The organism is Geobacillus sp. JS12 (assembly GCF_001592395.1).
GTDB lineage: Bacteria > Bacillota > Bacilli > Bacillales > Anoxybacillaceae > Geobacillus > Geobacillus zalihae.
The window spans coordinates 1328405-1353201 of the sequence record NZ_CP014749.1 but is presented as its reverse complement, the minus strand read 5'-3'; the positions used below and the strand labels follow the sequence as shown (position 1 = coordinate 1353201).

The 24797-nt window shown below is 51.2% G+C and carries 22 protein-coding genes and 4 pseudogenes; 22 read left to right on the top strand and 4 right to left on the bottom strand.

From position 1 onward, the window contains the following. Positions 1-32 precede the first annotated feature (32 nt). The 4 genes from xylA (at position 33) to A0V43_RS06675 (ending at position 4700) form a co-directional block, all read left to right on the top strand. On the top strand, positions 33-1370 hold the full coding sequence (gene xylA / locus A0V43_RS06690; RefSeq protein WP_063192689.1) for a xylose isomerase: 1338 nt from the start codon (positions 33-35) through the stop codon (positions 1368-1370). Between the two features lie 13 nt (positions 1371-1383). After that, positions 1384-2883: a xylulokinase gene (xylB, locus tag A0V43_RS06685; RefSeq protein ID WP_063192688.1), complete on the top strand. Its 1500-nt coding sequence runs from the start codon at positions 1384-1386 to the stop codon at positions 2881-2883. A 115-nt stretch (positions 2884-2998) separates the two neighbouring features. After that, positions 2999-3301 (top strand): hypothetical protein, encoded by a 303-nt coding sequence (locus tag A0V43_RS06680; RefSeq protein WP_033025484.1) that lies wholly within the window; start codon positions 2999-3001, stop codon positions 3299-3301. 304 nt (positions 3302-3605) lie between these two features. Beyond that, on the top strand, positions 3606-4700 hold the full coding sequence (locus A0V43_RS06675) for an NAD(P)H-dependent flavin oxidoreductase (protein ID WP_063192687.1): 1095 nt from the start codon (positions 3606-3608) through the stop codon (positions 4698-4700). Positions 4701-4722: 22 nt separating this feature from the next. Here the strand turns inward: A0V43_RS06675 and A0V43_RS06670 are convergent, their stop codons facing one another. Beyond that, positions 4723-6423: a sigma-54 interaction domain-containing protein gene (locus A0V43_RS06670; RefSeq protein WP_081823183.1), complete on the bottom strand. Its 1701-nt coding sequence runs from the start codon at positions 6421-6423 to the stop codon at positions 4723-4725. A gap of 394 nt (positions 6424-6817) precedes the next feature. Between A0V43_RS06670 and ahlS the strand changes: the two genes are divergently transcribed. From ahlS to A0V43_RS06625, 8 genes and pseudogenes are all read left to right on the top strand, one after another. Continuing rightward, positions 6818-7666, top strand: a complete 849-nt coding sequence (gene ahlS, locus A0V43_RS06665) for an AhlS family quorum-quenching N-acyl homoserine lactonase (protein ID WP_033025506.1) — start codon at positions 6818-6820, stop codon at positions 7664-7666. An 18-nt stretch (positions 7667-7684) separates the two neighbouring features. Further along, positions 7685-8871, top strand: a pseudogene (locus A0V43_RS06660) (iron-containing alcohol dehydrogenase). A 222-nt stretch (positions 8872-9093) separates the two neighbouring features. Then, positions 9094-9495 carry an acyl-CoA thioesterase gene (locus tag A0V43_RS06655; protein ID WP_063192686.1) on the top strand — a complete coding sequence of 134 codons (402 nt, stop codon included), beginning with the start codon at positions 9094-9096 and terminating at the stop codon, positions 9493-9495. Between the two features lie 18 nt (positions 9496-9513). Continuing rightward, positions 9514-9918, top strand: coding sequence for a DnaA N-terminal domain-containing protein (locus tag A0V43_RS06650; protein WP_033008775.1), 405 nt, complete (start codon positions 9514-9516; stop codon positions 9916-9918). 177 nt (positions 9919-10095) lie between these two features. Then, positions 10096-10422, top strand: a complete 327-nt coding sequence (locus A0V43_RS06645; RefSeq protein WP_063192685.1) for a molybdopterin dinucleotide binding domain-containing protein — start codon at positions 10096-10098, stop codon at positions 10420-10422. Positions 10423-10618: 196 nt separating this feature from the next. Next, on the top strand, positions 10619-11797 hold the full coding sequence (locus tag A0V43_RS06640) for an MFS transporter (RefSeq protein ID WP_063192684.1): 1179 nt from the start codon (positions 10619-10621) through the stop codon (positions 11795-11797). A 582-nt stretch (positions 11798-12379) separates the two neighbouring features. Next, complete coding sequence (locus tag A0V43_RS06630; protein WP_063192682.1) at positions 12380-12853, top strand: MarR family winged helix-turn-helix transcriptional regulator; 474 nt, start codon at positions 12380-12382, stop codon at positions 12851-12853. A 73-nt stretch (positions 12854-12926) separates the two neighbouring features. Next, positions 12927-13345: pseudogene (locus A0V43_RS06625) on the top strand (organic hydroperoxide resistance protein). A gap of 56 nt (positions 13346-13401) precedes the next feature. Here the strand turns inward: A0V43_RS06625 and A0V43_RS19740 are convergent. Then, positions 13402-13539: a hypothetical protein gene (locus A0V43_RS19740; RefSeq protein ID WP_011231352.1), complete on the bottom strand. Its 138-nt coding sequence runs from the start codon at positions 13537-13539 to the stop codon at positions 13402-13404. Further along, a complete protein-coding gene (locus tag A0V43_RS18795; protein ID WP_128577992.1) occupies positions 13499-13714 on the bottom strand; it encodes a Fur-regulated basic protein FbpA in 216 nt (71 codons plus the stop codon). Before A0V43_RS18795 ends, A0V43_RS19740 begins: the two co-directional genes overlap by 41 nt. A 180-nt stretch (positions 13715-13894) precedes the next feature. Between A0V43_RS18795 and A0V43_RS06620 the strand changes: the two genes are divergently transcribed. The 10 genes and pseudogenes from A0V43_RS06620 (at position 13895) to A0V43_RS06575 (ending at position 23698) form a co-directional block, all read left to right on the top strand. Further along, positions 13895-14200 (top strand): MerR family transcriptional regulator, encoded by a 306-nt coding sequence (locus A0V43_RS06620; protein ID WP_011231350.1) that lies wholly within the window; start codon positions 13895-13897, stop codon positions 14198-14200. A gap of 272 nt (positions 14201-14472) precedes the next feature. Then, a complete protein-coding gene (locus A0V43_RS06615) occupies positions 14473-14784 on the top strand; it encodes a PTS sugar transporter subunit IIB (protein ID WP_013145220.1) in 312 nt (103 codons plus the stop codon). A 3-nt stretch (positions 14785-14787) separates the two neighbouring features. Continuing rightward, positions 14788-15120, top strand: a complete 333-nt coding sequence (locus A0V43_RS06610) for a PTS sugar transporter subunit IIA (protein WP_015374947.1) — start codon at positions 14788-14790, stop codon at positions 15118-15120. 15 nt (positions 15121-15135) lie between these two features. After that, a pseudogene (gene celB, locus A0V43_RS06605) lies at positions 15136-16454 on the top strand (PTS cellobiose transporter subunit IIC). 26 nt (positions 16455-16480) lie between these two features. Further along, positions 16481-17893, top strand: coding sequence for a glycoside hydrolase family 1 protein (locus A0V43_RS06600; protein ID WP_063192681.1), 1413 nt, complete (start codon positions 16481-16483; stop codon positions 17891-17893). A gap of 153 nt (positions 17894-18046) precedes the next feature. Further along, positions 18047-18760 (top strand): GntR family transcriptional regulator, encoded by a 714-nt coding sequence (locus A0V43_RS06595; protein ID WP_033006105.1) that lies wholly within the window; start codon positions 18047-18049, stop codon positions 18758-18760. Positions 18761-19501: 741 nt separating this feature from the next. Continuing rightward, complete coding sequence (locus A0V43_RS06590; protein WP_063193825.1) at positions 19502-20077, top strand: YkoP family protein; 576 nt, start codon at positions 19502-19504, stop codon at positions 20075-20077. 60 nt (positions 20078-20137) lie between these two features. Next, positions 20138-20986 carry a metallophosphoesterase gene (locus tag A0V43_RS06585; protein ID WP_063192680.1) on the top strand — a complete coding sequence of 283 codons (849 nt, stop codon included), beginning with the start codon at positions 20138-20140 and terminating at the stop codon, positions 20984-20986. Positions 20987-21156: 170 nt separating this feature from the next. Then, positions 21157-22660 (top strand): annotated as a pseudogene (locus A0V43_RS06580) (Na+/H+ antiporter NhaC family protein). A gap of 63 nt (positions 22661-22723) precedes the next feature. Beyond that, complete coding sequence (locus A0V43_RS06575) at positions 22724-23698, top strand: endonuclease I family protein (protein WP_063192679.1); 975 nt, start codon at positions 22724-22726, stop codon at positions 23696-23698. 112 nt (positions 23699-23810) lie between these two features. On the opposite strand, the gene A0V43_RS06570 is transcribed toward A0V43_RS06575, so the two are convergent. Beyond that, the gene (locus A0V43_RS06570; protein WP_063192678.1) at positions 23811-24770 is read right to left on the bottom strand and encodes a bile acid:sodium symporter family protein; all 960 of its coding nucleotides are present in this window, start codon (positions 24768-24770) and stop codon (positions 23811-23813) included. Positions 24771-24797 lie beyond the last annotated feature (27 nt).

The following is a 24797-nucleotide window of genomic DNA, read 5'->3' as shown; positions in this document are numbered from 1 at the left end:
AATCATTCTCGCTTATTTAAGGAGGACTTGAAATGGCGTACTTCCCGAATATCGGCACCATTCCATATGAAGGACCGGAGTCGCGCAATCCGTTGGCGTTTAAGTTTTATAATCCGGAAGAAAAAGTCGGCGACAAAACAATGGAGGAGCATTTGCGCTTTTCGGTCGCCTATTGGCATACGTTCACGGGGGATGGATCGGATCCGTTTGGCGTCGGCAATATGATTCGCCCGTGGGACAAATACAGCGGGATGGATTTGGCGAAGGCGCGCGTCGAGGCGGCGTTTGAGCTGTTTGAAAAGCTGAACGTTCCGTTTTTCTGCTTCCATGACGTCGACATTGCGCCAGAAGGGGAAACGCTCAGCGAGACGTATAAAAACTTGGATGAAATCGTTGATATGATTGAAGAGTACATGAAAACAAGCAAAACGAAGCTGCTGTGGAATACGGCGAACTTGTTCAGCCATCCACGCTTCGTTCACGGGGCGGCAACGTCATGCAATGCCGATGTATTCGCCTATGCGGCGGCGAAAGTGAAAAAAGGGCTCGAGATCGCCAAACGGCTCGGAGCGGAAAACTACGTGTTTTGGGGCGGCCGGGAAGGTTATGAGACGCTCTTGAATACGGACATGAAGCTGGAGCTTGACAACTTAGCCCGCTTCTTGCACATGGCGGTCGACTATGCGAAAGAAATCGGCTTTGACGGCCAGTTTTTGATCGAGCCGAAGCCGAAAGAGCCGACGAAGCATCAATACGATTTTGATGTGGCGACGGCGTTGGCGTTCTTGCAAACGTACGGGCTGAAAGATCATTTCAAATTCAATATTGAAGCGAACCATGCGACATTGGCCGGGCATACGTTTGAACATGAACTGCGCGTCGCCCGCATTCACGGCATGTTGGGCTCGGTCGATGCCAACCAAGGCGATACGCTGCTCGGCTGGGATACGGACGAATTCCCGACCGACTTGTATGCGACGACCTTGGCGATGTACGAAATTTTGCAAAACGGCGGCCTTGGGCGCGGCGGCTTGAACTTTGACGCGAAAGTGCGGAGAGGTTCGTTTGAACCGGAAGACTTGTTCTACGCCCATATCGCCGGGATGGACAGCTTTGCGATCGGCTTAAAAGTCGCGCATCGATTGTTGGAAGACCGCGTGTTTGAACAGTTCATCGAAGAGCGGTACAAAAGCTATACGGAAGGCATTGGCCGCGAAATTGTCGAAGGGACGGCGGACTTCAAAAAGCTTGAGGAGTATGCCTTGCAACTCGGCGAAATTCGCAATACGTCCGGCCGCTTAGAGCGGCTGAAAACGCTGCTCAATCAATATTTGTTGGAAGTCAGCGTGCCGAGCGTATCCCGTTCGTGAAAGAGGGATGAGGATGGAATACGTCATTGGCGTCGATTTAGGAACGAGTGCCGTCAAAGTGCTGCTTGTCGACCGACACGGTGAGGTGAGAGGGGAATGGACCGAGTCCTATCCCCTTTACCAGCCGCATTCCGGTTATAGCGAGCAGCGCCCCGATGATTGGGTGGAAAAAACGATCGTCGCACTGCGCCGCGTCTGGGAGACGGCGGGCGTTTCCCCCGAGTCGATCGCGGGGATTAGTTTTTCCGGACAGATGCATGGGCTGGTGTTGCTTGACGGCGACGGGAATGTCGTGCGCAACGCGATTTTGTGGAATGATACGCGAACGACGGAAGAGTGTCGGGAAATTGAAGAAAAGGTCGGCCGCGACCAGCTGCTTTCCATTGCCAAAAATGAGGCGCTGGAAGGGTTTACGCTGCCGAAACTGCTGTGGGTGAAAAACCATGAACCCCACCTTTACGAGCAGGCGCGGGTGTTTTTGTTGCCGAAAGATTATGTCCGCTTCCGCTTGACCGGGCACATGGCGATGGATGTATCGGATGCGGCGGGGACGCTGCTGTTGGATATCAAAACGAAAACGTGGAGCGAGGCGATTGCCCGGGCGGTCGGCGTCGATCTTTCGCTTTGTCCGCCGCTTGTTGAAGCGACGGCGTTCGTCGGGACGCTGCGCCCGGAGATTGCCGAGCAGACCGGGCTGCCGTCATCGGTGAAAGTGTTCGCCGGTGGGGCCGACAATGCGTGCGGTGCGGTTGGCGCGGGCATTTTGGCAGAAGGGCGCATGATGTCAAGCATCGGCACGTCAGGCGTCGTGCTTGCCTATGAACAAAGCGGGGAAAAAGACTTCGCTGGACGCGTGCACTACTTCAACCATGCTGAACCGGATGCCTACTATATCATGGGCGTGACGCTGGCGGCGGGCTACAGCTTTGACTGGTGGAAGCGGACGTTTGCGGAAGACGTGCCGTTTGCCGAGATCGTCCAGCGCGCTGCCGAGTCGCCGATCGGTGCGAACGGGTTGTTGTTTACGCCGTATTTGGTCGGCGAGCGGACGCCTTATGCGGACGCCGATATTCGCGGGTCGTTTATCGGCATCGACTCGCGGCAGACGAAATGGGATTTCGCCCGCGCGGTCATGGAAGGGATTACGTTCTCGCTCAACGAGTCGGTGGAGATCATCAAAGCGAGCGGCAAAACGATCGACTCGGTCGTCTCGATCGGCGGCGGGGCGAAAAGCGCCGAGTGGTTGCAAATCCAAGCCGATATTTTCGGCCTGCCGGTGGAGAAGTTGAAAAGCGAACAAGGGCCGGGGCTCGGCGCCGCGATGATCGCGGCCTGCGGCGTCGGCTGGTTCGATTCGCTCAAGCAATGCGCGGATGCGTTCAAACAAGTCGAATCCGTCGTCGAACCGCGGCCGGATGCGGCGGCGAAATACAAAGAGCTGTTTGCGATTTATCGCGATGTATATCCGCGTACGAAAGAACTGGCGAAACGGTTAAAGGTGTTTCGGCCGTGACGATAAACTCCCTAAACCAGTGGATGGTTTGGGGAGTTTTTTGTTTGATCAAGCAATAAGGCAGGATGACCCGCCACGTTTGTCGAAAGGAGAACTTGAAAGGTGGAGATGAAACATGGACATTCGAAAAGAATTCGAACATCTTCAATATTTCTTTGACTCGTATTACAATCAGACGTTTTACAATGCTCAATTAGAAGAACAGTTTTTGCGATTTCTAGCGGATGAACCGGAGTGGGTGGTTCGTGCCTTGAAGTTGGAAGTAGAGAAACTCGAACGCATCCATCATCGCAGCGATACGGAGACATGGGCAAAAATCGAAGAACTTGTCCATGAAAACAGCATGCGCTATTTTTCGTTTGAGGATGGCAAAACGTTTATCAAAGTGGCCAGCCGTTTGTTAAAGGATATTGAGTAAAGGGACAAATCATGAACAAACAGCCTGTTTATTGGACGTCAGGTGACAGCGATTAGGCATGGATCGTATTGTTCGCTTTATGTTTCGATCGATTGATTGAACAACGGATAACACCTGTTCTTACCATATGTATGTGAGATGTTGAAAACGCGCCGCGTTGGCCGGACAGCTGTCGTTCATGGAGCGTGCAAAAGACATAGTCGGCGTAAAGATTGATTCGACAAAGGGGGAGGAAATCCGAGCACGAAGCGCGAAAAAATAGGAGAGGGGCAAAACGGTTTTAGCTGAAAGAAGGGAGATACGTATGTTCTCTACACTTCCCATCCCGATCATCCAAGCCCCGATGGCTGGCGGAGTGTCGACGCCTAAACTGGCGGCGGCGGTGTCGAACGCCGGAGGGCTTGGTTTTTTGGCCGGCGGGTACAAGACAGCGGAGGCCATGAGGAAGGAAATTCACAAGCTGCGGACGTTGACGGACCGGCCGTTTGGGGTGAATGTGTTTGTGCCGGGGGATAAAACAGTGGATGAAAAGGCGCTCGAACGCTACCGCGCCGTGCTCGAATCCGAGGCGGAGCGGCTTGGGGCGTCAGTCGGCGAGCCGAAATGGGAGGACGACGACTGGGAGGCGAAGTTTGATGTGCTTCTTGAGGAGCGGGTGCCGGTCGTCAGCTTTACGTTCGGCTGCCCGGACAAGGAAGTGATCGCCGCCTTGCAAAAGGCCGGGTCGTTTGTCATGGTGACGGTGACATCAAAGGAAGTGATCGCCGCCTTGCAAAAGGCCGGGTCGTTTGTCATGGTGACGGTGACATCAAGGGAAGAAGCCTGCATGGCTGCTGAAGCCGGGGCGAATGCGCTTTGTGTGCAAGGGGAGGAAGCGGGAGGGCATCGGGCTTCGTTTGGCAACGATCCGAAAAAGGATGGGGCGCTCGAGTTGTTTCCGCTGCTGGCCCAAGTGCGGACGGCGGTTCGGATTCCGCTTGTGGCGGCGGGCGGGATCATGGATGGGCGCGGCATCGCGGCGGCGCTCAAAGCCGGGGCGAGCGTGGTGCAGCTCGGGACGGCGTTTTTGCGCTGCCCGGAAAGCGGGGCGCACCCGCTTCATAAACAGGCGCTTGCCGATCCGCGGTTTGTGGAGACGGCCGTGACGAGGGCGTTTACCGGCCGGCCGGCGCGCGGGCTTGTGAACCGGTTTATGGCGGAGTATCGCGCCTTGGCGCCGGCGGCGTATCCGCATGTGCACCATATGACGAAGCCGCTGCGCGCCGCATCCGCCAAGGCGGGCGACCCGGAGGGAATGTCGCTTTGGGCCGGGACGGGATATCGGCTGGCGCGGGAGCTTCCGGCCGCGGAGCTTGTCGAAGAGCTGAAGCGGGAGCTGGAGGAAGCTTGGCGGAAATGAGTGAAACGTCCGCGCTTGTCGGTTACGGCCGCGGACGTTTCGCTATTCCCCAACGCTGCAATTTTTTCACTAATGTCGAATGATCGATGCCGAGCTGTTCAGCCGCTTTGCGGAGCGATGGGGCAGCTTCGAGCGTTTCGAACACGAGCTGTTTTTCGTACTGTTCCACTTTTTCTTTCAGCGTCGATGCTGACGGTGACTCCATTTGACGGCGGATGTGGGACGGCAAGTCATCGGGTTCGATGCATCGGGACGGAACGGAGACGACTAAATTTTCCATTAGGTTTTTTAATTCGCGGACATTGCCGGGCCAATGGTATCGCTCCAGTACCGCTTTGGCTGCTGGCGACAGCTTCTTTGGAATGCGGTATTGTTCGCAGAAAAAGCTGAAATAATGGTCAAGGAGCGGCTCGATGTCCTGCGGGCGCTCGGACAGCGGTGGAACGTACAGTTCAACGACGTGAAGCCGGTAGTACAAGTCGGCGCGAAACAGGCCGGCTTCCATTTGCTTTTGAAGGTCTTGGTTGGTGGCGGCAATGACGCGGACATCGAGCGCTTTCGCTTTACGGCCGCCGATGCGCTGTATTCTTTTTTCCTGAAGAACGCGCAACAGCTTCACTTGCAAGGAAAGCGGCATTTCTCCAATTTCATCAAGCAAAATCGTGCCGCCATCGGCAAGTTCAAACAAACCGATTTTGCCGCCGGCTTGGGCGCCGGTGAACGCCCCTTTTTCATAGCCGAACAGCTCTGACTCAAGCAACGATTCAGGAATCGCCGCGCAGTTGACTTTAATGAAGGGAGCGTCTTTGCGTGGGCTGAGATAATGGATCAAATTAGCGATCACTTCTTTGCCGACGCCGGACGGGCCGGTCAATAACACCGTTGTTGGGTAGGCTGCGATTTGCATTACTTTGTCGATGAGTGTTTTCATGGCCGGGCTGCGGCAAATCATGGCCTCCTCACGGTTGTCGACGGAGAACGTATAACGATGCTGGTTGAGCTGTGAAAAACTTTTGGCTTTTTCCAACTCAAGCTTCAGCTTGTTCAGTTCCGAGATGTCGCGGACGCTCGTGACCACCATCTCGATGTCTCCTTGTTCGTTGAATACTGGATTTCCAGTGACGATGACATCTTTTTTTCCGCCAATGGTCTGCAACATGGAAATACGTTGCTTTTGCTTTAAAACGAGCAAAGATACGGATTGATCGAAATAGCCTTCACGAACGAGTTCCTCCATATGCCGGCCAATCAGCTCCTCACGCCGAAATCCAGTGATTTGTTCATAAGCGGAGTTGACCATAAGCGTTATGCCGTTGCCGTCAACGACATAGATGCCATCTGTTGAGAATTCGATAATTGTTTCCATTTGTTTGGAAAGTTGACGGTAATGTTCGATTTCATTGAAATCTTGCAAAACAGCAACTGCACCGGCTAATTCACCGTTTTCATAAAAAGGAGTGCGATTGACAAGAAAGGTGCGTCCGTGAATGATCGCTTCTGTCCCGATCATTCGTTCCCCTGTTTTGGCTACATGTGGGAGCTTTGTTTCGGGCAACAGGGCAAAGATGTCTTTGCCTTTCCACTCTTCTCCTTCGAGGTGAAGCAGTTGTTTTGCTGCGTCATTGAGAAAGACAATCTGGTTATATCGATCAATGACGATGACGCCGTTATGAAACGAGGAAAGAAGAGATTGCATCCATTCCTGATTCATCGTGGTATTCAATAAGAATCCCCCTTTTTTTCGATTGGTGAAAATAATCACCGACTGGTGAAAACGGTAACAATATGCTTATTTCAACAGAGTTGTCATCTTTTCCTTCTCTGCAATGGTGATTTTTTTCGTTGAAATATGAATGTAGGGTCATAAAACATTTGAGTCGACTGCTTTTTGGTTATGTTCTTTTTATTAGACATGCCTTAGCTCGTTTTTCGGATGAAAGACTGCCAAATGGCCGATGGTGTCCGCGTTCCACCAGTCCTGTGGAGGGAGAGAGAAGGATTGTTATAACTTGTGTATGTCGTCAGCTATGGGGGTTGGCATACTGCTTGCGTAAATGAAAAAACAGGGGAAGGTGACAAGACCCCCTAATCAAATAATGATAGAGGAGGAAAAGATGATGACAAACATAGTTAAACCTCGCCCAAAGTTGTATGTCATGGATAATGGACGAATGAGGATGGACAAGAACTGGATGATTGCGATGCACAATCCGGCGACGATTCACAATCCGAATGCACAGACGGAGTTTGTGGAGTTTCCTATTTATACGGTTCTTATTGATCATCCGGAAGGAAAAATTTTGTTCGATACAGCCTGTAACCCGAATTCTATGGGTCCTCAAGGTAGATGGGCGGAAGCGACCCAGCAAATGTTCCCATGGAATGCCAGTGAAGAATGTTATTTGCACAATCGGTTAGAACAGTTAAGAGTCCGTCCAGAGGATATTCGTTATGTTGTTGCTTCTCATTTGCATTTAGACCATGCTGGATGTTTGGAAATGTTTACGAATGCGACGATTGTTGTCCATGAAGACGAGTTTAACGGTGCATTGCAATGTTATGCGAGAAACCAAAAAGAAGGAGCTTATATTTGGGCTGATATCGATGCATGGATTAAAAACAACTTGCAGTGGCGGACAGTAAAACGGCATGAGGATCAGATTTTGCTGGCAGAAGGGGTAAGAGTGTTAAACTTTGGAAGTGGTCATGCTTGGGGAATGTTGGGCCTTCATGTTGAACTGGCGGAAACGGGGAAAATAATCCTTGCCTCCGACGCGATTTACACAGCGGAAAATTATGGTCCTCCTGTTAAGCCGCCCGGTATTATTTACGATTCGCTCGGCTATGTGAATACCGTCGAACGAATTCGCCGCATTGCTCAAGAAACTAATTCTGAAATTTGGTTTGGTCATGATGCAGAACAATTTAGCCAATTTCGCAAATCCACAGAAGGATACTACGAATGAAAGAAAGGGGCAGTATTGATGACCGCATCCCGCATCGTCTTTCCGCCGCTCAGCTATGTCGGCTGGGGGCGCTTGGCCAGTTAGTTCCAGAAGTAAAAAGGCTTGGGGCAAAACACGTGTTGGTGATCACCGATCCAGCGCTTGAAAAACTCGGTCTCGTCGAGCAAGTGGCATCTCCGCTCCGGCAAGCAGGGTGCAGCGTGCATGTATATACGGATGTTGTGCCGGAGCCGCCGCTTGAAACGGGGGAGAAGGCGGTGGCGTTTGTCCGCGACGGAGAGTTTGACCTTGTCATCGGCGTCGGCGGCGGCAGCGCGATGGATTTGGCGAAACTGGCCGCTGTTTTGGCCGTGCATGAAGGTTCGGTCGCCGATTATTTAAACTTGACGGGAACGAGAACACTTGAGAAAAAAGGATTGCCGAAAATATTGATTCCGACGACATCAGGCACCGGGTCGGAGGTGACGAACATCTCCGTATTGTCCTTAGAAACGACGAAAGACGTCGTGACGCATGACTATTTGTTGGCCGATGTGGCGATCGTCGACCCGCAACTCACTGTTTCTGTCCCGCCGCGGGTGACGGCGGCGACTGGGATCGATGCGCTCACCCATGCGGTCGAGGCGTACGTGTCGGTCAATGCGAGCCCGACGTCGGACGGCTTGGCGCTTCAGGCGATGCGCCTCATTGCCCGCTCATTGCGCAAGGCGGTGGAACATGGAGCGGACCAACAGGCGCGCATCGATATGGCGAACGGCAGCTACCTGGCTGGGTTGGCGTTTTTCAACGCCGGGGTGGCGGGCGTGCATGCGCTCGCGTATCCGCTCGGCGGGCAGTTTCATATCGCCCATGGTGAATCGAACGCCGTGCTCTTGCCGTATGTGATGGGCTACATTCGCCAAAGCTGCACGAAACGAATGGCGGACATGTTAAACGCCCTTGGCGGCAACTCAAGCTTTTTATCAGAGGAGGAGGCGTCGCGCCGCTGCGTCGAGGAGCTTGAGCGCCTCGTCACCGATGTCGGCATCCCGAAGACGCTCGGCGGTTTTAGCATTCCGGAAAGCGCGTTAGAAAGTCTGACGAAAGACGCCGTCCAGCAAAAACGGCTGCTCGCCCGCAGCCCGATGCCGCTTTCGGAAGCCGACATCCGCGCGATTTATCAAGCAGCGTTTACAGGGACAATCGTCGAACCGGATAAAGGGTGAGGAGAAACAAACAGGGGCTGGTTCAGGCTCCTGTTTTTTCTTTGGCTGTTGGAAATAGGGTCTCACTTCTCAAGTTGGATCCCCCTTCCGCTCAAGGGGCGACGTTTTTCATGTTTTCTTGATGGTGAAGCAGGAATTTCCACATCGTGGAGCGAACACATATACATCAGCCGCCGAAATTCGACAAAAGACGATTCCAGTTCTTGTGGAGGAGGGGCGTTCATGTTTACGACTGTCATTACGCCGCGCGTGTCGGAGACGGACGGCGTCGGCCATATTAACAATACGACCGTGCCCGTTTGGTTTGAAGCGGGGCGGCATGAAATTTTCAAGCTGTTTACGCCTGACTTGTCATTCAAACGTTGGCGGATGGTGATCATCCGCATGGAGGTTGACTACGTCAACCAAATGTATTATGGGCAAGATGTGACCGTGTATACCGGCATTGAACGCATCGGCAACACAAGCCTCACGATTTATGAAGAAATCCACCAAAACGGTGTGGTGTGCGCCAAAGGGCGGGCGGTGTATGTCAATTTCAATTTTGACACCGGGCGGCCCGAGCCGATTCCGGATGACATTCGGGCGAAATTGCGCGAACATGTATGGCAGCCAGGCGAGTAGACGAAAGGGGGTGAGTGCGTGAAGGAGCATCATCTTTGGGAACAAGTGAAAACGAAGCTTGCGCAAAAGCTGTCCGGACCGTCGTTTGACACGTGGTTTGCCTCGACGTCGGCGACGGTGGATGACGATTGGCTCATCATCGAATGCCTCAACGACATTCAATGTGAATGGCTGCAAACAAGATACGGCGAACTCATCAGTGAAACCGTCCGCGAAGTGTTCGGCCGCGAGATGCGCATCTTCGTCTCTGTCCACGGCGAGCGGCAGAAAATCGAAGAACGGCTCGAACAGCGATACGGCGCTCCGATGACCTTCCGTCAATACATCACCCGCCTTGAGCGGCAGATGGAGGAGCTGGAGCGGCGCATTGACCACTACGCGCGCATCATCGATGAACTGTTGGAATCCCGTCCGATTCACTGATCATCCCCCTAATGAAGCACCCTCCAAACAAGAAGCGGCCTCCGCTCCATCAGGCGGAAGGCCGCTTTTTTATGTTATAAAAAGTTACATATTTCCAACAAATACGTATATTACTCTGATGAGACGGATGAACGTTATCCGCTTTATTTAACGACCGGACGGGTGCTTGCTCATTATTTGAGCGGAACGCAAACGCGGCGGAGCCCGGCGCTTTCGGCGCGGCAGCCGGAGGCGACCGTCGAGATCCACCCGAGGACGGCCAAACGATACGGGATCGGCCCAGGGATGCTTGTGCGCATTGAAACGCGGCGCGGTGCGGCGGTCGTCCGCAGCCGTTACAATGATCAAATTCGCGAGGATACCATTTTTGTCCCGTTCCACTGGAGCGGCCTCGGGCAAATCAACAACGTTACGTCCGATGAGCTCGATCCGCATTGTCGGATGCCGGCGTTTAAGCGGTGCGCAGCTCGGGTGCGGCCGGTGGTCGATTTAGGGAGAAATTGACTTGTGTGGTTCATTTCGCCGGAAAAAGCGCTCTCTTTTCCGTCCGCGGCGGGGAATCATCCCCAGCGAGGCGTGCGGACCGAGACGCGCCATAAGAAAAAAACTTCCCGGCAATACGACGGGAAGTAGGTGGAGAAATCGCTTTCATTTCCATTTTAACATAACGAACATTCTGTGCCAAGGGGAGTCGGGGAAGATGGCGAGGAAATCGTTTTGGCGCGTCGGGCATGCGCCGACGCTTTTATCGTCGTTTTTGTATTTTGATATCAGCTTTATGATTTGGAACTTGCTTGGGGCGCTTGGGGTGTTTATCGCCGAACAGTTTGCGCTCACGCCGGCGGAAAAAGGGTTGATGGTCGCCATTCCGGTGCTCGGCGGGGCGCTGCTTCGCATTCCGATGGGGCTTTTGGCAGACCGCTGGGGCGGGAAGCGGGCCGGTCTGCTTGGCATGGCGGTGACGGCTATGCCGCTTGTGTGGGGCTGGCGGTTTGCAGATCAGATGACGGATGTGTATGCGCTCGGATTTTTATTAGGGGTGGGCGGAGCCAGCTTCGCTGTTGCCTTGCCGCTCGCGAGCCGCTGGTATCCGAAAGAGTATCAAGGGCTGGCCATGGGGATCGCCGGGGCCGGCAACAGCGGGACGGTGCTGGCGACGCTGTTTGGTCCGCGGCTGGCGGAAGCGTACGGATGGAACACGGTGTTTGGACTGGCGCTCGTACCGCTTGTTGTCGTCTTCCTTTTGTTCGCTTGGCTGGCGCGTGAATGTCCAACAGCGGTGAAGCCCGTTTCCTTGCGTGAATACCGAGCCGTCCTCCGGCGAAAAGAAGCGTGGCTGTTTTGTTTCTTCTACAGCTTGTCATTCGGCGGATTTGTGGGGCTGACGGGTTACTTGGGCATTTTCTTCTTTGATGAATACGGCGTCAGCAAAGTCACGGCCGGTGATTTCGTCACCGCCGTCGTGTTTGCGGGCAGTTTCATCCGCCCAATCGGCGGAATGCGGCTTCTTTCCTTATTGTTTGCCGCTGGTGCGGTTTTGCTCGTTTGCATCGGCGCACTGCCTCCTCTTTTTGTCGTATTTGGCTTGATGCTTGTTCTCTTCCTTTGTTTCGGCGCGGCGAACGGCGCGTTGTTTCAAGTTGTTCCGACATGGTTTCCGAAAGAAGTCGGCTTGTTGACGGGCATCATTGGCGCCGCTGGCGGACTGGGAGGGTTTTTGCTGCCGAACGTGCTCGGGGTGATGAAGCAGTGGACCGGCTCTTCAGCGTATGGGTTTTGGATGCTTGCCTTCGTTTTCATGGTCGCGGTAATGGCTGCTCGTCGCCTTCAAGGAACGACGGTTGTGATCGAATCGTTCTCTCAAAAAGCAGCAGAATGAATGGTGCACCCAAAAAGATGTGGGAGACTTTCAAAGGAAATCGTTTGATTGAACGAAAAAACTGGTGGAAAACAGTCCTTTCTTTAGGTTGACAAAGAGGGGCGGTTTTGCGGCGTTTCTTAAGTTTTTCCAGCCTTGGCGCTGATTTCGGAAGGCTCTCACCTCTTTGACACTCCGCAGTATCATCAATTAGAGCGCGAACAGAGATAGAATTTTTGGCTCTTCACCACAAAGTGTACTTGACAAAGAAAGACGATTATGATAGAGAAAATCAAAACAGCATTTTTCCTTTTTATACCACACATCTCTTTGAGCAACATTGCTATCATGTTTGTCTTTAAAAGTCAAGTACATCTTTTGGTGATGAACCGAATTTTTCTTCGTTTAACAAAATGTGTAAAAAAACAAAGAGGGCTGACTCCAAAAGTCCGCTTCTGGGCGTGCTTTTGGGTCAGCCTCCTTTCTTGCACGCATGTCTGTAAAGAAACGGGCGATCTTCCTTCAGAAAACCTCCAACGGGTTTCAGGCGAAGAGAGAGATCGATATAATAGGGAGGAGGAAGGTGTCCAACCTTGAAAAGAAATGGAGGAAGAAATCGTGTCAAACGATCATGCGCTGCGTTTAGACCATCAGCTTTGTTTTGCCATTTATGCTTGTTCTCGTGAGTTGACGAAGTTATATCGTCCTTTTCTTGAAGAAATAGGGATTACATATCCGCAATATCTCGTTTTGCTCGTGTTGTGGGAGCAAGGGGAGACGACAATGAAAGAGCTTGGAAAACGATTGTATTTGGATTCCGGCACACTGACGCCAATGTTGAAAAGAATGGAGGAGAATGGCCTCGTTCAACGGTTGAGATCGCCAGAAGACGAACGGGTTGTGCGCGTTGTTTTAACAGAGCAGGGCAAGAAAATCAAACAAAAGGCACAATGCATACCAGAAGAAATTGTCAAACGAGTAGGGCTTTCCAATCAAGAGTGGAGCGAATTGTTGATGTTGCTGCGGTCGTTGCTTGTGCGGCTGAGTGATGAACAACATTCTTCTTGGTCAAATTAAATCTTGTGTTTTTCTATTATATTTTGTAAAATTAAATTGTGCACAATTTAATTTTGGAGAGGAGAAACAGAATATGCAACCACTGTATCAGACGTCAGTGAAGGCGCAAGGTGGGCGGAATGGGAAAGTGGTGTCTGACGATGGGGTGCTTTCGTTAGACGTCAAAATGCCGAAAGAACTTGGAGGGCCAGGGGAGCCACGAATCCTGAACAGTTGTTTGCTGCTGGGTATGCCGCTTGTTTTGACAGTGCGTTGAATTTGGTCATCCGTCAAAGAAAGGCCAAGGTAGAAGGAACGGAAGTGACCGCCCAAGTGACTCTCGGAAAAGATGAGGCGGATGGCGGCTTTCAGTTGGCCGTTGTTCTTCGGGTGCGCGTTTTGGGGGTCGATCGAAAGACGGCTGAAGAGCTTGTGCATGCAGCTCATCAAGTGTGCCCGTACTCCAAAGCTGTCCGCGACAATATTGATGTAACCCTGTCTATTGAAGAATGATGATGAGAAAAGGTGCCCGTGAAGAAATTCAGGGCACTTTCTCATTTGCGATCGTTTTACAATCGGTTTTGCAAAAATCGAAGCAGCTCATCTGCTCGGTTGCCGATGAGGGCGATCAACTGTTCAAACATCGCATCGCGCTCCAGATCGAGCTCAATGATGCGCTTGGCCAGTTCGAGGGCTTGTTTGTCCATGGTGGCGTCCTCCTTCGATCGTCTGGGCGGGGTGGAATCGTTCATATTCGCGTCGCAGTTCGGCCATTGTCCATTCTTCAAGCCGCTCGCGGTCGGCGGCTAAGCCGAACCGTATGAGCTGTTCGATGTAAAATTGCTTTTTCTTCCGCACGGCGCTTCTCATCCATGTCCCCATTCGATTCCCTCCCTGTTTTTACCTTTACCATATCATCTTTTTCTTCAGCATACAGCAAATGTGTTAAGCACATTTACAGGAAATTTAAAAAATATGTTAATTTTATTTACAAAAGTTAGCGAGCTAACATCATTTTTTGTATAATTACGTTAGAAAATATAACGTATTGAGGTGAGGAGTATGACAGCTCATCCGCAAGAAGATCACTACAAATACAAAAAAGTCATTTCGATCGGGGTTGTCAGCGAACTGACCGGGCTGTCGCAGCGGCAAATTCGTTATTACGAGGAACGGAAGCTTGTGTTCCCTGACCGTTCGAAAGGCATCCGCAAATATTCGTTCGCCGATGTGGAGCAGTTGATGAAAATCGCCAATCAGCGCGAAGAAGGGGTATCGACTTGGGAAATCCGTCAAGAGATGACGAAAGAGCTGCGCGAGCGGATGTTGAAAGGGCAAATGAATGCGCATTTTCGGAGGCGTTCCTGAAAGGTTGCTTCGCATATAGAAGACCGCTAGGCTGCATGCCGGTGTGGTGCAACCAGCAGCGTTGCCTGCTGGGGGTAATGGGCAGAGAGATCCATAGGTATTCGCGCGCATAGCAAGTCTGTGCGCGCTGTTTTTTGGCTGCACGATTAAAGGGTGGCATAAAAATATTAATCTTTTTTATTAAATGACTAGACAAATAAAAATAAATGTATATAATTTAAATTGAAAACGATATCATTTGTTTAACTAAATGCAAAGAGGAGGAATGAACCATGAAACGGATTTTATTGGCGTGCAGTTCTGGAATGTCGACAAGCTTGCTAGTGACGAAAATGCAGGAGTATGCCAAATCCGTCGGTGAGGAGGCGGAGATTTGGGCGGTCGGCCAAGATCAGGCGAAAAAAGAGATGGCCAAAGCTGATGTCGTCCTGATTGGTCCACAAATGAGCTTCTTGAAAGGGGAATTGCAAAAAGAAGCGCAAAAATACGGCATTCCAGTCGATGTCATTGACATGGTGGCTTATGGGATGGCGGATGGCAAAAAAGTGTATGAGCAGGCATTAAAATTGATGGGGGACAAGTAAGGGATGGAAAAAATCGATGTCAATCAACTCACCAATGAACAAGTTGCTTTCCAGTTGATTTTGCATAGCGGTAATGCCCGCAGCAAAATCGTCCAAGCCATCCGTGAATACCGGACAGGACGAGTCGGAGATGCGGAACGGTTGATCCAAGAAGCAGAGCAAGACTTAAGCATAGCTCATGATGTTCATTTTCAACTTATTCAAAAAGAAGCTGGCGGCGAGCAACCCAATATTACATTGCTTCTCATGCATGCGGAAGACCATGTCATGTCAACGCTGGCGATGAAAGAGATTGTAAAAGAAATGCTCGCACTGTTGAAGGAACGAAACGTGTGAAGGGAGGATGGCAGCATGAACCAAGCATTATTCGAAAAACTAAGCAAAATTCTCGTTCCGATCGCGGGAAAGTTGAACAATAGCCGTTATTTACAAGTGTTGCGCGATGCCTTTATGTTGGCGTTTCCGCTGACGATTTTCGGTTCAATCGCAGTTGTCATCGCCAACTTGCCGTTTTTGGACAAGGTGATGAGTGAAAACAGCCTCCATACGCTCAAAGAGATGCTCGGCGTTGCTCCAAATGCAACAATGGGTGTGATGACGATTTTCGTTGTATTCGGCATTGGCTACTATTTATCGAAAAGTTATGAAGTCGAAGGGATTTTCGGCGGTGCAATCGCGTTAGCTTCTTTTCTCTTGTTAACGCCATTCGTTTTGCAGGTTGAGGGAAAGAGGCTGTGCAAGGAGTCATACCGCTCGACCGACTAGGGGCAAAAGGGATGTTTCTTGGCATGATTACGGCCTTTCTCGCTGGGGAGATTTACCGGAAAGTTGTGCAAAAAAATATTACTATCAAAATGCCGGCCGGGGTGCCGCCGGCGGTTGCGAAATCGTTTGCGGCGTTGATTCCGGCGGTGGTCACCCTGACCTTTTTTCTCGTCGTCAACATTATTGTAACACAAATTTTTAAAACTAACATGCATGATGTGATTTACAATGCAGTGCAAGCTCCGCTTGTTGGGCTCGGAAGCGGCATTATTCCAACGCTCATCGCGATTTTTGTTACGCAAATTTTGTGGTTTTTCGGGCTGCACGGGCAAATCATTATCAATTCGGTGATGGATCCGATTTGGAACACACTGTCGCTCGAAAACTTAAATGCGTATACGAAAACGGGGGAAGTTCCGCATGTCGTCAGCAAGCAGTTCATCGAAATTTACACGGTCGGCATGGGCGGAACGGGCATGACACTCGCTGTTATTTTTGCCATCTTGCTTTTTATGAGGAGCAAGCAAATGAAGCAGGTGGCGAAGCTCGGGCTTGGGCCGGGAATCTTTAACGTCAATGAACCGATTATTTTCGGCTTGCCGGTTGTGATGAATCCGCTCGTCATCGTCCCATGGATTTTGGCGCCGATGGTCGTTACGTTGGTGACGTATTTGGCGATGTCCTCAGGCCTTGTCCCGCCGCCTAACGGCGTAGCGGTGCCATGGACGGTGCCGATTTTCATCAACGGCATTATGGCGACGAACTCGCTGGCCGGCGGATTGCTGCAAGTGGTCAACTTCTTGATTGTGCTTGTCATTTGGTTTCCATTCTTAAAGTTCATTGACCGGATGAATTTGCAAAAAGAGCGGGAAGAGGGGCAAGACGCCGCGAAAAGTGCATCATAACGATACAGCAAATGAGGTGAATCGCGATGGAACAACAATCGAAGCAACCAATCACATATCGTTTCCCTGCCGGATTTTGGTGGGGGAGTGCGACATCCGCGACGCAAATTGAAGGGGCGGCAAACGAAGGCGGAAAAGGAAAGAACATTTGGGATCATTGGTATGAGCGAGAGCCTCATCGCTTTTTTCAAGGCGTCGGCCCAGAAGTGACATCCGATTTTTATCATCGTTACAAAGAAGATATTGCGTTAATGAAGGAGATCGGCCATAATTCATTCCGGTTTTCCATTTCATGGTCGCGCTTGATTCCGGATGGGGTTGGTGAGGTCAACTCGGAGGCGGTGCGGTTTTACAATGCGGTCATCGATGAATTGCTGGCGAATGGGATTGAACCGTTTGTGAATTTGTACCATTTTGATATGCCGCTGGTGATGCAAAACATTGGCGGATGGGAAAATCGCGAGGTTATCGATGCTTATGCCCGCTATGCCAGCCTTTGCTTTCAACTGTTTGGCGATCGGGTGAAAACATGGTTTACGCACAATGAACCCATTGTCCCTGTAGAAGGCGGGTATTTGTACGATTTCCACTATCCGAATGTAGTTGACTTCCGCCGCGCCGTGCAGGTGGCTTACCATACGATGATCGCCCATGCCAAAGCGGTTGCCGCCTTCCGCAGGGCGGCGATACAGGGTGGAAAGATCGGCATTATTTTGAATTTAACGCCGTCTTATCCGCGCAGCCAACATCCGGCTGATGTGAAAGCAGCGCATATCGCTGATTTGTTGTTTAACCGCAGTTTTTTAGATCCTGCGGTAAAAGGAGAATACCCGCAAGATTTAATCGAGTTGTTGGCTGAACACCGTTTTTTGCCGGTGACGGAAGTCGGTGACCGCGAACTCATCAAAGAAAATACGATCGATTTGCTTGGGATCAACTACTATCAACCGCGACGTGTGAAGGCGAAAGAACATCTGCCCAACCCGGACGCCCCATTTTTGCCGGAACGGTTTTTCGATTATTATGCCATGCCGGGGCGGAAGATGAATCCGTATCGCGGGTGGGAAATTTATGAAAAAGGCATTTATGATATTTTAATCAATATCAAGGAAAACTATGGAAACATTGAGTGCTTTATTTCCGAAAATGGCATGGGCGTTGAAGGAGAAGAACGGTTCCGTGATGAAAGCGGCATGATTCATGACGACTACCGGATTGAATTCATCCGCGGGCATTTAAAATGGGTGCATCGCGCGATTGAAGAAGGGGTCAATGTGAAAGGATACCACCTTTGGACATTTATGGACAACTGGTCGTGGACGAATGCCTACAAAAATCGGTACGGATTGGTCGCTGTTGACCTGGACAATCATTTGAAACGGACGATCAAAAAGAGCGGCTACTGGTTGAAAACAGTGGCGGAAAACAATGGGTTTTAAGTGAAAGAAAAGGCGTCCCGGACAGCGGGGCGCTTTTTGTCGGTCGGGAAACCAGGACGGCGAAATCGGTGAAGGAGAAAGCCGCATTGACTATTGTGCAAACAGATGATTGTTCGTACAATGAAAATAGGATAATGACAAGGGATGAAAACGATGCCGAAATATGAGCAAATTTCGAATGAGATCCGCAGACGAATTAAAGAGGGAGTGTATTCCCTAGACGCGCCGATTCCAGACGAAATCTCGCTCGCCGAGGAGTTTGGCTGCAGCCGGATGACGGTAAAGCGGGCGCTTGATGTGCTCGTATCCGAAGGGCTGTTGTATCGAAAGCGCGGTCATGGCACGTTTATTGTAAAATCCGCCATGCTTGACGGATTGGTGAATGTCGTCAGCAACGAAACACTTGGCTTGACGAGTTTATTGAAAGGGCGAAAGGTGACAAGCCAAATCATTACGTTCGAAGTATTGTTTCCATCCGATGAAGTAGCCGCCCATTTGTGCATTGACACGAACACACCGGTGTACCACTTGATTCGGCTGCGCAATGTTGATGGGGAGCCGTACGTCATTGAACGGACGTATATGCCCGTCCATTTGATCCCGGGGCTCAATGAAACGGTGCTTCATGGCTCGATTTATCGTTACATCACTCACGAGCTCGGCTTAACGATTGCAGGGTCGCACCGGAAAATCCGCGCAGATAAACCGAATGAGCTTGATCGCCAGTACTTGCAGTGCGCGCCCGACGATCCAGTGCTGGAATTGGAGCAGGTTGGTTTTTTGAACAACGGGGAGCCGTTTGAATACTCGTTTTCTCGCCATCGGTATGACAAATTCGTATTCGTCACGGTAAGCACCCGCCGCTAAATGGCGCCTGCTTTCGCGATCCGGGGAAGGCAGGCGCATTTTGGTGCCGTTCAGGGGGGCTCTTTCTGTCTTTCTTCATAAAAGGTTGGTGACAACCAATCTTTTTATTTAATTCGGGTGGTAGTTGATCAGAAAGAAGAGCAGATCTGACAATGTTTCTCCAATTGGAATAGGGTTGGAATGATCCGCCTTTTGCATGAAATCACTACCCTTCTAGAAAGCTGGTGATTTAGTGAAAAGTCGCAGAAAACGGAATCTCTTCTCAAATGGAGAAGTCCTGTAACATCAACGCTTCTCTTTCAGCCGAAAGCAACGGGTTCGGCGAAATCGGTCGTTTTTCACCAGTCCTCTAGAGGGCCGGTGATTTAGTACAAAATGCCGCTATTCCATCTTTTTCTCAATTAGAGAAACCTTGCGAAATCAGCCTTCTTTTTTGGTGAAATGCCGCTGATTTGCTCGTGGCAGCCGTTTTTCACCGTCCTTCTAGGGCAAGGCGCTTTCTGACACATCTTTTGTTTGATCGAAACAGCTGTGGTGCTTGATTCATTCGGAACGGCGGCTAAAAACTGCTTGTACAGGGGAAGTGTTCGATTAGGGCGAGGAAACAGAGATGTGACTTCAGTACGCGCGTCTCCTGACTGGTTATGCAGCGATCTTTTCTCCTTTTTTCTCCATTTATAATGCCGCTCGATCGATTCCATAATGTAAATGGATAGAACGAGCAGGGGAAGGATGCCGCCAATGAGAAGCAAAGCGACGCAGTGGCTGTTGTCTATATGGGGACTGATGGATCCGCTCTATTATGCATGTTCCCGCCTTGAATATGCTGGTGGGAAAGAGAACGGCTGTCGTTCCATTTTTCGCGTCCGTTTGCTTCGATACAAGGGTGAAACCATTCACCTTTCGGACGGAACGACGATTGCGGCCAATGACTGGCTGTTGAAAATTCACCTTCATAATGTTCGTCTGCTTCGCGAACTGATGCAGTATCGAGGCGATATTCAAAAAGGACGTTATATTTTCGAACAGGTGAAGGCCAGTTTGCCGTATGTTGCCCATTATCTTTACCATCACGAACAGTCCGCCAGCATAAAAGGGATTATCGGCGTGACGATGTTAAACAAAGGTTGTGAGAGACTCGGATTTGATGTCATTAACATTGGCAATTCATTTTACCGTTGGTTTAAAATGGCATCCCATTGGCCGATGATGACAGTGGCCCAACACCGTCTCATGCCGCTTGTCCGTCCGCCGAAATATTTGGTGATGTCAAAGGGAAAATTGTTTTCGTTGTACGGCTGCCATCTCATCCACTAACTCCCTCTTTCTTCTCTCCTCCATTTCACTATAATGGGTATCGAGGGAGGAGAGAAGACGATGACATTCTTTTTTGTTTTTCTTGCAATCTTGTCATTGCTTGCTTTTGTCATTCGCAAAGCCCACCGCAATACGTATGAAGCGGTTTTGCATAAAGTCCAAGTCGGTCGTTCAGAGGATGGAGACGGAGCCCTTCGGATTTTGCAGCTATCGGATTTGCATCTTGAAAAACTGTCGATCACCCCGGACGATTTATACGAAAAGCTGAAAGAGGAAGCGATCGATTTGATCGCGTTGACGGGCGACTTTTTGGACCGTGAGGAAAGCATCGCCAAGCTCGGTCCGTATTTGGCCGCGCTGAATGCATTGAAACCGACGTACGGCATGTATGCGGTGTTTGGCAACCACGATTACGTGCTTCAAGGCGAACCGTTTGCGCGCTTGAAAGCGACGCTTGAGGCGCACGGCTGCGTCGTCTTGCAAAACGAGACGAAAACGATCACCGTCAACGGTCAAACCGTCAATATCATCGGCATCGATGACTTTTACACGGGGCGCAGCGACATTGAAAAGGCATACGCGGGCGTGAAAGACGGCATCAACCTCGTGTTGACGCACGATCCGGACATCGTGCCGCATATGAAAGACTATCATTTTGACTACTTGTTGTCCGGCCATTTCCACGGCGGGCAAATTCATTGGCCAAAGCCGTACCATTTGGCGAAAATGAGCAAAACGCTCACCGAGCGGAACATGATCAAAGGTTATCATGAATGGGAGGGAAAACCGTTTTATATCAACGAAGGGCTTGGGCAAACCGGGGTGAACATCCGGATTGGCTCGAAGCCGGAAGTGACGCTCCACTTGTTGGCGCTCTCGTCCCGAAGAGAAGCGGTGAAAGCTGTCTAATTGGCAGCTTTTTATTTTTTTAGGTAGGAAAGCGGTTTCGCTTGCGCGTGCCATCATGCGGCGCGCTTTTTGTGTGGACTCGTCTCCCCGTTGTTGGGGAAAATCAATGACAGTTTGCATAGACAAGGGAAACCATCGCCATACTTTTTAAAGAAAGGAGTGAATGGCCAATGGAACCGTCGTGGAAAGCTCTCTTGCCATTTTTAGTTGTCATCCCGATTTCGATTTGGACGAAGCAAGTCATCCCCGGGCTGTTTGTCGGGCTGTTGGTTGGCAGTTATTTGATGACCCCGTCCTTGCTTGGCGGGTTGCGGACGATGCTTCATTACGTTGTTGACAACTTAATGCAGACGAACAACATTCGCATCATCATTTTCTTGTATGTGTTCGCCGGTCTTGTCAGCATGATCAAATACACCGGCGGAATCAAAGGATTCGTCCATCTCGTCAGCCAAAAAGTGAAATCGGCCAAAACCGCCATGCTGCTGACGTGGATGTCGACGATGGTGACGTTTAGCGACCCCGATTTTCGCATCGTCACCGTCGCGCCGATCATGAAGGCGCTGCGCAAACGGCTTGGGCTGTCGTCCCAGCAAATCGGCTTTGCCATTGAGGTGACATCCAACCCGGTTGTCGCGCTCATCCCAATTGCCACCGCCTTTGTCGGCTATATGGTGTCGGTCATTGACAAGGCGCTTGATACGGCTGGCATCGGAGCGGAGCCGTACATCGTGTACGTCCGAAGCATTCCGTTTAACTTTTTCTCGTATGCCATCATTGCCGTCGGGCTCTACTACAGTTTTTTTGTCTATTCGCGCAAAAAACAAGCAGCAGTAAGTGAAAAGCGGAAAGAGGCGCCGATTCGGAGCTGGAACGAGCGGTTGGCGCTCGAAATGGCGGAAGAACAGCGGCCGGCTGACCATGAACCCAATGAAGCGCAAGGGGAAGAAGGAGACGCGATGCAGACATGCCCGCGCGCCTACCAAAAAGAAACGCCGGTCAAGCCGTGGAATTTGATCGTTCCGCTTTCGATCGTGCTTGTCTTGACGTTGTTTTTAAGCTGGTGGGACGGCCGCCGGGGGCAAGAACGTTTTGGCAGGCGTTTTTGCAAAGCGATGCGCTCGGCGCGATGTTGGAGGCGCTGTTGTTTACCGTCATCATTACAGTTGCTTTCTTCCTTTGGCAGCGATTCAAATTGAACGATTTGTTGACGCATTTTGTCAAAGGCGGCAATGAGCTGATTTCCGTCATTTTAATGCTGGCGCTCATTTGGGCGCTGTCGGCTGTGGCGGAGGATTTAGGGTTTTCGCAATACATTACGGGCCATGTCAAACAATGGATTCCGCCGTTTTTTGTCGCCCCGATTTTGTTTTTGCTTGGCGCCGTTATTTCCTACTTCATCGGTTCGTCATGGGGACGTGGGGGATGTTGATGCCGCTTGGTGTGACGCTGGCGAGCCAGTCGGGAACGAACATTTTGCCGGTCATCGGCGCGGTGTTTGCGAGCGGGACGTTCGGGGCGTTTGCGTCGCCGCTTAGCGACAATACGGTGACGCTTTGCACCATTTTGGATTTGCCGGTGATGGAATACGCGCGAACGAAGCTGATTCCGTCGTTGATCGCCGCCGGCATCGCCGCCGTTTTGTTCGGCGCGACATCGTTTCTTTTGCATTAACGCCGTTATCGCCCTCTTTCGCCTTCCGTGATACACTAAAAGAAAAAAGAAAGGGGAACGCTGATGGGAGAGGCGGAACGGCGGCTTGAGGAGCTCGGCCAATGGCGGGAGGAAGATCCGAAAGAACGGCTCGAGCAGCTGAATGAGCGGCTCGCGGTGGAGGATGCGTATTATCGGGCCGCAGAAGATGAGAGGGCGCGCGAACGGTATTACCGCCATCTGCCGCTTGAAGGGGACGGATTGATGTTGTTTGTCCGCTATCATGAACTGGCGGCGCACACCCATAAGCGGCGGCTTCCGTATTTTTTCAGCAAGGATGAGTATTTGTACACATGGGTCGACTTGCACCCGGACGGAACGGTGCGCAGCTTGTATTCCGGCGAGCGGAAAGATCCACGAACACTGATCGTTCAAGATGTGGAAACGATGAAGCGGCGTTATGAAGAGTTTCGTCAACTGTTGAGAAGGACGAAAAATGGATGGGGCGATGTGCACGAGCGGGTGAACACGATCGAGCAGCAATGGAAATTCAATGCGGAACATGTTGTCCCGCAGTCGTGGTTTGGCGCCCGCGAGCCGATGAAAGGCGATTTGCATCATTTGTTCGTCTGCCAGCCGGAGTGCAATACGATGCGGTCGAATTTTCCGTACGCGGATTTCCCGTTTTACAATCCGGAAGATCCCGACGAACAAATCCAAAACCGCTGCGGCGTCGTCCATAACGGCTATTTCGAGCCGGAATACGGCAAAGGGACGGCGGCAAGGGCGATGCTTTACTTTCTGCTTCGCTACCCGAAGGCGATCGCAAAGTCGTTTCGGCGCAAAATCGATATTCCGCTCCTTGTCCGTTGGCACGAACAATTTCCGCCAACGGTGTATGAGCATCATCGCAACAGCGCCATTTTCTTCATCCAAGGCAACCGCAATCCGTTCATTGATTTCCCGGAACTAGCGGGAAGGATGGTGTTTCCGTTTGAGGGGCGTTGTGAAATGAGATTGAGGGCGGATGTCCGCTTTTTGTTTCCAAAGAGCGCCTGATCGTCCGAGAGCGGAAAAACAGCGTGATAATAGGCAGAAAAGCTGTCTCCGAAAAACGGTCGTTTCATTTCGGGAGACAGCTTTTTTGCGGCTAAACAAAGCGTGAGAGAGGTCAAGCGGAAATCGTTTGTTCATCCGTTGCCTGGCGGTCTGCTTGTTTGCGGAAGTACGTTGCGACAATCGGACCGGAAATATTGTGCCAGACGCTGAAAATAGCGCTTGGAACGGCGGCGAGCGGCGAAAAATGGGCGGTCGCTAAAGCCGCACCAAGCCCAGAGTTTTGCATGCCCACTTCAATGGAAATCGCCTTTTGTTTTGGCGGCGACAGGCGAAACAGTTTGGCAAACCAATACCCAAGCAGCAAGCCCAATCCGTTATGAACAACGACAATAAGAAAAATCAGAAGCCCGCTTTTGGCAATGGCCGCTTGGTTTTGCCCGACGACGGCGGCGACGATGGCAACAATGGCGATGACCGAAACGAGCGGCAGCGCCGGGATGCACGCTTTTACTTGCTTTTGGAACAACGCTTGGGCGATGAGCCCTAAAAGAATCGGAATCAACACGACTTTAACGATCGACCAAAACAAGGCGGCAGCGGACACCGACAGCCATTTTCCCGCTAAAAGCAAAATGAGCGAAGGCGTCAAAATCGGCGCCAAAATCGTCGAAACCGAGGTGACGGCGACCGACAGCGCCGTGTCCCCTTTCGCCAAATACGTCATGACGTTGGACGCCGTTCCGCCCGGGCAGCAGCCGACTAAAATAATGCCGAGCGCCACTTCACGCGAAACCGGCAGAAAGTAAGCGAGCAAAAACGCGACAAGCGGCATGATGAGAAACTGGGCAACGACGCCGATTAACACATCAAGCGGACGCTTGAACACCTCTTTAAAATCGTTCGCTGACAGCGTCAATCCCATGCCAAACATCACGATGCCTAGAAGCGGCACGATATACGGAGCGATCCACGTAAATGCGCTGGGAGCGAAAAAGGCGAGCGCTCCAAACAGAAGCACCCAGATGGCAAAGGTGTTGCCGACAAAGTTGCTGATTTTTCCTAGTGTGTTCATTGAGCTTCCTCCTTGAGCAAAGATGGG